We start from the raw sequence: 7962 nt of genomic DNA on the forward strand, positions 1-7962 counted from the left end.
GAACGGGATCGCCAGCAGGATGTGCGGGAACATCCGCATCGCGAGCAGGCCGAACAGGATGCCCCGCGAGCCGCTGCCCCGCATCCGGGACAGCGCGAAAGCGGCCATCGTCCCGATCGGCACCGAGATGCACACGACCGAGACGGCGATGATCGCGCTGTTGATCAGGAACTGCCAGAACTGCTTCTCGACCCAGACCTGGTAGTGGAACTCGAAGGTGGGCGTGAAGATCAGCTTGGGCGGCACTGAGAAGGCGTCCACCGGCAGCTTGATCGAGGTCATGAACGCCCAGATGATCGGGGTCAGGTTGACCACGGTGAAGGCGCACAGCGCCAGGAACAGGAGCGTCTGGGACGCGCGCGAGGGCCGCATCAGAAGGCCCCCTTGTCGCGGCGATAGAGCACCAGGATCAGCAACCCGATCGTGATCGCCGAGAGCAGCAGCGTGAGCACGCCCAATGCTGAGGCCTTGCCGATCTCGAGCAGCCGGAACGCCAGGGCATAGGTGTACATGGTTAGCGTCTCAGTGGCGGTGCCGGGTCCGCCCGCGGTCAGCACGTAGATCTGGTCGAAGAACCGGAAAGCATCCATGATCCGGATCGCCAGCACGAACAGGATGAGCGGCTTGATCGCCGGCAGCATGATCTTGGTGAGGATCGTCCAGTTGCCGGCCCCGTCCATCTGCGCGGATTCGATCTGGCTGCTGTCGACCGTGTTCAGGCCGGCATAGAGCACCAGGATCATGAAGGGCGTGAACTGCCAGGCATCGGCCAGGATCACGGTGAGCCGCGCCCAGCCGGGCGTGCCCAGCCAGTCCGGCGGGAAGATGTTGAAGCTCATGATGATGGCATCGAGCAGGCCCCAGCGCCCGGTGAAGATCCAGCGCAGGAACAGGGCCGCCACCACCGGCGTCACGATGTGCGGCAGGAACATCAGGAGGTTGAGGGGCTTCACCCCGAAGGTGAGCTTGTAGAGACCGAAGGCCACCGCCAGGCCCAGCACGAACTCGAGGCTGACGGCGCCGGCCACGATCAGCACGGTCTTGCCGATCGATCCCCAGAACCGCTCGTCGCCGAACAGCGCCACATAGTTGCCGAAGCCGATGAAGGTCGGCGGCTGACCGCCCAGGTAGTAGTTGAAGAAGCTCAGGTAGATCGCGTAGCCGAGCGGATAGAGCAGCACCAGCGAGATCACCAGCCCGCTCGGCACGAGGAAGAGCCAGAGGCCCCGTTGAGTCTGCATGTCGGATCGAATCTTCCGGATCGAGGACGTTCCAGGGTGCGATCAGCGGTAGTAGCCCCGGCTCTCCAGCAGTTGTTCGGTTTCCGTCGCCGCTGCGTCGAGCGCTGCCTTGACCTCCATCTCGCCGGCCACTGCCTGCAGGATGCGCCGGGTGATGAACTCACCAGCCTCGTAGAACTCCGGCAACGGCGGGGTCGGCACGGCGGTTTCCAGTGCGGCCAGGATGCCCGGATACTGGCGGAACTGCTTGGCGAGTTCCGGGTCGCGCAGGACCGAATCGCGCGGCGGCACCAGCATGGCCGCCCCCTCGCGCATGTTCGCGGCACTCGACGAGGTCGCGAGGATCTGGAACAGCAGCTCGGGGTCCTGCTTGGTGAAGGCGCTGATCGCGTAGCCATCGGTGGCGGTCCGGGTATGGCCGCCCGGCGCTGCCGCCCAGTCGATCAGGTCGACCACGCGCGACTTGGTTGGGTCGTCCATGGCCGCGGTGCGGCTGGCCCATTGCAGGCCCATCGCCGCCAGGTCCTGCTGCAGGGCCAGGGTGCATTCGTCGTTGGCGGCGGTCGCATAGCCACGCTGCGCGTAGGCGGTCACCTCTTTTAGCGCCTCGATCGCCTTGACACCATTCTCGCTGTTGAAGACCGGCCGCCAGTCCTGATCGAACCAGCCGTCGCCGATCGTGTTGAAGTACCAGTGCGCCTCGTTCATCGTCGCATCGATCGGCTTCAGGCACTTGATCGTGCCGGCCCGCATCGGCGTGTTGAACTCCTTCGCCAGCTCCACGTACTCGGCCATGGTGGCAGGCGGCTGCCGGCCCGCTTCCTCGAACAGGTCACGGCGGTAGAAGAACAGCATCACGTTGACGTTGTGGGGCACGCAGTAGAGCTTGCCCTCGTAGCGGTAGGGGGCCAGCACCCGTTCCGGGAAGTCGGCGAGGTCGAACTCGTCGCTGAACTTCGCCCACAGGTCGTCCAGCGGCATGAGCCAGCCGTTCTTGGCGTATTTGTGGACCGTGGTGTCGTTGGCATAGACGATGTCGAGCGTGTCGGCCTTGGACGACAGGCCGATCGTCGCCAGCTCGTTCGCCTTGTCGAACGGCATGAGCTGGGTGTTGACCTCTACGCCCTCGACGGCACCCCGCATCTTCTCGGCATAGAACTCCAGTGCCGGAAAGCGGTGGCTGATCATCTGGACGGGCGCCTGGGCGCGGGCGGTGCCGCCCACCAGCGCCGTGGCGGCCGCCGCACCGAGCGCCTGCATCGCCCGCCGACGGTCGAGATCGAATCCCGGCATCGTGCTTCCCTGATCGGTTCGTGAAGGCTGGAGCGCGCTCAGTTGTAGTAGCCGCGGCTCTTCAGGAGCTGTTCCGTTTCACTGGCAGCCGCATCCAGCGCTGCCTTCACTTCCATCTCGCCGGCCACCGCCTGCAGGACGCGCCGGGTGATGAACTCACCGGCCTCGTAGAACTCCGGCAGCGGCGGGAATGGCTGGGCGGTCTCCAATGCTGCCAGGATGCCTGGATAGTGCCGGAACTTCTTGGCGAACTCCGGATCGCGCAGCACCGATTCCCGGGGCGGCACCATCAGGGATGCCGCCTCGCGCTGGGTGGCGTCGTTAGACGAGGTCGCGATGATCCGGAACAGGAGGTCCGGATCCTGCTTGGTGAAGGCGGAAATCGCATAGCCATCGCCGGATAGCCTGGCATGGCCGCTGGGTGCCGCCGCCCAATCGATCATGCCGACCACCCGGGACTTCGCCGGATCGTCCATGGACGCCGCGCGGGTCGCCCATTGCAGGCCCATCACGCCGATGTCCTGCTGGTAGGCCAGCGCGCACTCGTCGTTCGCCGCGGTGGCGAAGCCGCGCTGGGCGTAGCCGGTGATCTCCTTGAGCGTCTCGATCGCGGCCACGCCCTTTTCGTTGTTGAAGACCGGCTTCCACTGATCGTCGAACCACCCGTCACCCAGCGCATTGATGAACCAGTGCGCCTCGTTCAGCCCAGCATCCACCGGCTTCAGGCAGTTCACCGAGCCGGCGCGCATTGGCGAGTTGAAGTATTCGGCGAGCTCCTGATACTCGGCGATCGTCTTGGGCGGCTGCTTGCCTTCCGCGTCGAACAGGTCCTTGCGGTAGAACAGCATCATCACGTTGACCGTGTGGGGCAGCACGTAGAGCTTGCCCTCGTAACGGTAGGGTGCCAGCCCGCTTTCCGGGAAGTCGCCGAGGTTGAACTCCGCCTTGTACTTCTCGAACAGGTCGTCGAGCGGCATGAGCCAGCCGTTCTTGGCGTACTTCTGCACCGTGCTGTCGCTGGCATAGACGATGTCCAGCGTGTCGGCCTTGGACGACAGCGCGATGGTCGCGAGCTCGTTGGCCTTGTCGAACGGCATGAGCTGGGTGTTGACCTCCACCCCGTCGACCGCCCCGCGCATCTTCTCGGCGAACAGCTCCAACGCCGGATAGCGGTGGCTGATCATCTGGACGGGTGCCTGGGCGCGCGCTCGCCGCGGGGTCAGGACCGACGCGGCAGCAACGGCGCCGAGCGAGCGCAGCGTCGTCCGCCGACTGAGGATCGGCTGGGTCATCTGGAGGCTCCCTGTTCGTGCGCTGCTCTCGCCGGCAGCGTGCACAGGGAGCCTCTTGTATGGTAGTTGGCTTGTCAAGCGCCGCAGCGGCGCATTGCTCAGACCTGGTAGAAGCTCAGCAGTTCCTCGCTGTTCACCACGTGGCAGTAGATCATGTTGATGATCTCCAGCTCGCGATCCTGCAAATCCATGGTGGCCGCGGCACAGCAGTCCTCGACCACCACCACGTTGAAGCTCTCGTCGGACAGGCTGCGCACCGTCGAGGACACGCACTGGTCGGTGAAGATCCCGGTCGCCACCACGTTCCTGATGCCCATGTTGGCGAGCAGGATGCGCAGATTGGTGCCGGTGAGCGCGCTGTCGGTGGTCTTCTCGACCACGATGTCGTCGCCTTCAGGCGCCAGCTCGTCGACGATCTGCCCCTCCTCCTCGTTGCGCGGCAGGAGCAGGTAGTTGAAGCCCGGCCGCTTCTGGCTGAGCGAGCGGTCGCGCCCGTCATTCTTCAGGCAGGCGATCCGGGCATAGATCACCTCGACGCCGCGCTCCCGGCTGTCCTGGATCAGCCGGCGGATGTTCGGGATCACCACCTCGTCCATGCGGCGGAAGAAGGGCTGCCAGGCCTCGTTCTCGGCCGGGTCCGGCTTCGGCTTGAGATAGGTCCTCTGCACGTCGATCACGAGCAGCGCCGTTTCCTTCGGGTCTAGGACGATGTCGTCCGGCTCGGGCGCATTCGCGTAGTAGAAGGAACGGTGGCGGGTCTTCCAGCTCATGGCGGGGCTCTCCTGGTAAAACGGCGCAGGATCAGCGGCCCGATCTCGGTGGCGGCGAACAGGCCGCCGGGCTGCAGGAACATCACGGCCATCATTGCCAGCGCCAGCACGATCTCGGTGACGCCCACGACCTGGTTGGCGAAGACACCCGACGCGTTCAGCGCGGTCTCCAGCGCGCGCAGGCCTTCGAACAGGAGGGAGATGAGGAAGGCGCCGATCACCGCACCGGTCACCGTGTTCATCCCGCCGATCACCAGCATGCCCAGGATCACGAAGGTTTCCTTCAGGTAGAAGGCCTTGGGCGAGAAGGAGGTGACGAAATGGCCCCAAAGCGCCCCGCCGATCCCGGCGATCAGCGCGCTCAGGATGAAGGCCCGCCAGCGCAGCGCCGGGATGCCGGCCCCCAGTGCTGCGGCCGCCCGCTCGTCGTCGCGGGACGCGCGCAGGAGCAGGCCGGTGCGCGACTCCTTGAACGCCAGCGCCACGACGATCACGACGGAGGCGATCGCGGCGGTGAGCGGCAGGGTGGTGGCCTTGGGCAGGCCGAACAGGGTGCGCGGCCCGTTGGTGACGGCACTCCAGTGCTGCAGGACGGTGTAGATCACCACCAGCAGGGCAAAGGAGGTGATCACCGCCGGCGCATCGGACAGGCGCATCAGCGGGTAGGCCACGAGCGCGGCGACCAGGGCAGCGACCACCCCGCCCAGCGCAATTCCGACCAGCGGCGTCACCTGGATCTGGGCCAGCACCCCGTACAGGTCGGGCAGCGCCATACCGCGCATCTGCACCGGGATGGTCAGCACGGCCGAAGCATACGCGCCGATCCCCATGAAGCCGACATGGGCAAACGACAAGATCCCGGAATTGCCGGTGAAGGTCTGCAGGCCCACCACCAGCACCAGGCTGATGGCGAGCGCCGTGGCGATCCGCTCGACCACCCGCGAGCCCACGAGCTGCGGGACCAGCACGAGCAGGGCGACCAGGCCCAGCAGGATGACGAGGGTCAGGATGTTGCCGGGTTTCACGAGCTTCAGGTCCGCTGGCCGGTGGCGGGACCGCGGATCAGGCCCTCGGGTCGCCAGAGCAGGATGAGGATGACGAGGGTGAAGGTGAAGGCGTCGCGGAACTGCAGGAGGTCCTGGGTCAAGAGGTAGTTCAGCGCCGTGTTGATGAAGGCCAGGAGGAAGCCGCCCAGCACTGCCCCCTGCAGGCTGCGCATCCCCCCGATCACGGTCGCGATGAACGCCACCAGCAGCGGCTCCAGGCCGACGCCCGGCGTGACCGAGCCGATCCGGCCGATCCAGAGCAGCGACACCACGCCCGCGAAGAAGCCGCTGATCGCAAAGGCGGTGGAGATGATCAGGTTGGCCGGCACGCCCAGCATCCGCGCCATGCGAAACTGGGTGGCGGCCGCACGCATCGCGATGCCCAGCACTGTGCGCTTCATGAGGAAGGCGAACAGCAGGAGCAGGCCGATTGAGGCCACGATGGTGATCAGGTTGCGCGCCGGGATCAGGATGCCGCCGAACGCCACGGTCTGCGAGAACAGGTCGGGCAGCGGCACGTTGCGTGGCCGGGGCGAGATGAACAGGAGCGCCGCATTCTGCAGGATGGTCGAGAACGCGAACGAGGTGATCAGCACCGCGGTCACCGATTTCGCCCGGACCGGGCGGAACGCAGCATACTCGGTGAGCACGCCGGTCACGACCGCGATCAAAACCGCCACGGCCGCCATGACTAGCCAGGGCAGGCCTGAGCCGTTCATCAGGAACAGGCCGTAGCCCGCTACCATGATCAGCTCGCCATAGGCGAAGTTCACGAGCTTCAGAATGCCGTAGACGATCACCAGGCCCAGCGCCATCAGCGCATAGGCGCCGCCCAGGCTGAGCACGTCGATGGTGAACTGGAGCAGGGTCTGCATGGGTCAGCCACCGAGATAGAGATGCTCGAGGTCGGAGGCCGCAGCGATCTCGGCGGCCCTGCCCTCGGCCGCAACCTTGCCCAGGCGCAGCACATAGGCCCGATCGGCCAACGCCAGCGCCTTGGACGCGTTCTGCTCGACCAGCAGGATGGTGAGCCTTTGCCGCTTCAGCTCGGCGATCATCGCGAAGATCTGGTCGACGACCGTCGGCGCCAGGCCCAGCGAGGGCTCGTCCAGCAGGAGGAGGCGCGGCCGGGACATCAGCGCCCGGGCGATCACCAGCATCTGCTGCTCGCCGCCGGAGAGCGTGCCGGCCGCCTGCTCCTGCCGCTCCTGGAGGCGCGGGAACAGGGCGAACATCCGCTGCCGGTCTTCCGCCACGCCGTCACGGTCACGCCGCCTGGCATATGCGCCGAGCAGCAGGTTCTCCGCGACCGTCAGGTCCGGGAACACGTCCCGGGTTTCCGGCACCATCGCGACACCCTGGCGCACTATGCGCTCCGGCGACCAGCCGGACACGTCCGTGCCGTCCAGCCGCACCGTGCCAGACGACTTCAGCGCCCCCGCGATCGCCAGCAGCGTCGAGGACTTGCCGGCACCGTTCGCCCCCAGGAGCGTGACCAATTCGCCCTCGCTCAAGCGCAGCGACACGCCGCGCACCGCATTGATGGCACCGTAGCTGACCTTCAGGTCGCTGACCTCAAGCATGCCCGGCCTCTGCCGCCGAGCCGAGATAAGCCTCGATCACCGCCGGATTGCGCCGCACGCTCTCGACATCACCCTCGGCGATGGTCCGCCCCGAGGCCAGCACATGGAGGCGATGGCACAGGCGCATGATCAGCGGCATGTCGTGGTCGATGATGAGCAGGCCCAGCTTCCGCTCCGCGGGCAGCCGGGACAGGAGCGACAGGAGCACCTCGGATTCACCCTCGTTCATGCCGGCCGCCGGCTCGTCCAGGATCAGGAAGGACGGTTCGGCCGCGAGTGCCCGGGCAATCTCGACCCGGCGCTTGTCGCCATAGCTGAGCGCCGCCGCCAGCGTCTCGGCCTGCCGGGCGAGACCGAACTCCGCCAGCAGTGCCCCCACCCTGCCCTGCGCCGCACGCCGGCCGAGCCCCTGGGCGAGTGCTGCCGCCTCGACATTCTCCGCCACGGTCAGATGGTCGAACAGCCGGACGATCTGGAAGGAGCGGGCGATGCCACGCCGCGCCACCTCATGGGGCCTGAGCCCGGAAAGCGACGCGCCGTCCACGCTCACCTCGCCCGCGGCCAGCGGAACCTGGCGGGTGATGGCGTTGACCAGCGTGGTCTTGCCCGAGCCGTTCGGCCCGATCAGCCCCACGATCTCGCCGCGGGCGAGTTCCAGGGTGACGCAGTCCAGCGCACGCAGCCCGGAGAATTCGACACGAACATCGCGCGCGCAAAGGCGCCCATCGGACATCGGA

The 7962-nt window shown here is 66.6% G+C and carries 8 protein-coding genes and 1 pseudogene; all 9 read right to left on the reverse strand.

What is annotated here, in order from left to right:
* A pseudogene (locus EQG76_RS11755) lies at nt 1-372 on the reverse strand (carbohydrate ABC transporter permease); the annotation flags it as partial.
* On the reverse strand, nt 372-1241 hold the full coding sequence (locus EQG76_RS11760) for a carbohydrate ABC transporter permease (RefSeq protein ID WP_159713562.1): 870 nt from the start codon (nt 1239-1241) through the stop codon (nt 372-374). The pseudogene EQG76_RS11755 and the gene EQG76_RS11760, both read right to left, overlap by 1 nt.
* A 42-nt stretch (nt 1242-1283) precedes the next feature.
* A complete protein-coding gene (locus EQG76_RS11765; protein ID WP_159713563.1) occupies nt 1284-2534 on the reverse strand; it encodes an extracellular solute-binding protein in 1251 nt (416 codons plus the stop codon).
* 38 nt (nt 2535-2572) lie between these two features.
* The gene (locus EQG76_RS11770) at nt 2573-3826 is read right to left on the reverse strand and encodes an extracellular solute-binding protein (RefSeq protein ID WP_159713564.1); all 1254 of its coding nucleotides are present in this window, start codon (nt 3824-3826) and stop codon (nt 2573-2575) included.
* A 98-nt stretch (nt 3827-3924) separates the two neighbouring features.
* Complete coding sequence (locus tag EQG76_RS11775; protein WP_159713566.1) at nt 3925-4596, reverse strand: cysteine hydrolase family protein; 672 nt, start codon at nt 4594-4596, stop codon at nt 3925-3927.
* The gene (locus tag EQG76_RS11780) at nt 4593-5621 is read right to left on the reverse strand and encodes a branched-chain amino acid ABC transporter permease (RefSeq protein ID WP_159713568.1); all 1029 of its coding nucleotides are present in this window, start codon (nt 5619-5621) and stop codon (nt 4593-4595) included. Before EQG76_RS11780 ends, EQG76_RS11775 begins: the two co-directional genes overlap by 4 nt.
* Nucleotides 5622-5626: 5 nt before the next feature.
* Complete coding sequence (locus tag EQG76_RS11785) at nt 5627-6517, reverse strand: branched-chain amino acid ABC transporter permease (RefSeq protein ID WP_159713570.1); 891 nt, start codon at nt 6515-6517, stop codon at nt 5627-5629.
* Nucleotides 6518-6520: 3 nt separating this feature from the next.
* Nucleotides 6521-7225, reverse strand: a complete 705-nt coding sequence (locus tag EQG76_RS11790; protein ID WP_159713572.1) for an ABC transporter ATP-binding protein — start codon at nt 7223-7225, stop codon at nt 6521-6523.
* On the reverse strand, nt 7218-7958 hold the full coding sequence (locus EQG76_RS11795; protein WP_159713574.1) for an ABC transporter ATP-binding protein: 741 nt from the start codon (nt 7956-7958) through the stop codon (nt 7218-7220). The genes EQG76_RS11790 and EQG76_RS11795 overlap by 8 nt, the downstream gene beginning before the upstream one ends.
* Nucleotides 7959-7962 lie beyond the last annotated feature (4 nt).

The sequence above is a fragment of the Geminicoccus flavidas genome (assembly GCF_009806515.1).
Taxonomy (GTDB): Bacteria; Pseudomonadota; Alphaproteobacteria; order Geminicoccales; family Geminicoccaceae; genus Geminicoccus; species Geminicoccus flavidus.

Excerpts from the sequence above, each read along its gene's own strand:
- EQG76_RS11770 (WP_159713564.1), bottom strand. The coding sequence starts at position 3,826 with ATGACCCAGCCGATCCTCAGTCGGCGGACGACGCTGCGCTCGCTCGGC.
- EQG76_RS11765 (WP_159713563.1), bottom strand. The coding sequence starts at position 2,534 with ATGCCGGGATTCGATCTCGACCGTCGGCGGGCGATGCAGGCGCTCGGT.
- EQG76_RS11785 (WP_159713570.1), bottom strand. The coding sequence starts at position 6,517 with ATGCAGACCCTGCTCCAGTTCACCATCGACGTGCTCAGCCTGGGCGGC.
- EQG76_RS11790 (WP_159713572.1), bottom strand. The coding sequence starts at position 7,225 with ATGCTTGAGGTCAGCGACCTGAAGGTCAGCTACGGTGCCATCAATGCG.
- EQG76_RS11795 (WP_159713574.1), bottom strand. The coding sequence starts at position 7,958 with ATGTCCGATGGGCGCCTTTGCGCGCGCGATGTTCGTGTCGAATTCTCC.
- EQG76_RS11760 (WP_159713562.1), bottom strand. The coding sequence starts at position 1,241 with ATGCAGACTCAACGGGGCCTCTGGCTCTTCCTCGTGCCGAGCGGGCTG.
- EQG76_RS11775 (WP_159713566.1), bottom strand. The coding sequence starts at position 4,596 with ATGAGCTGGAAGACCCGCCACCGTTCCTTCTACTACGCGAATGCGCCC.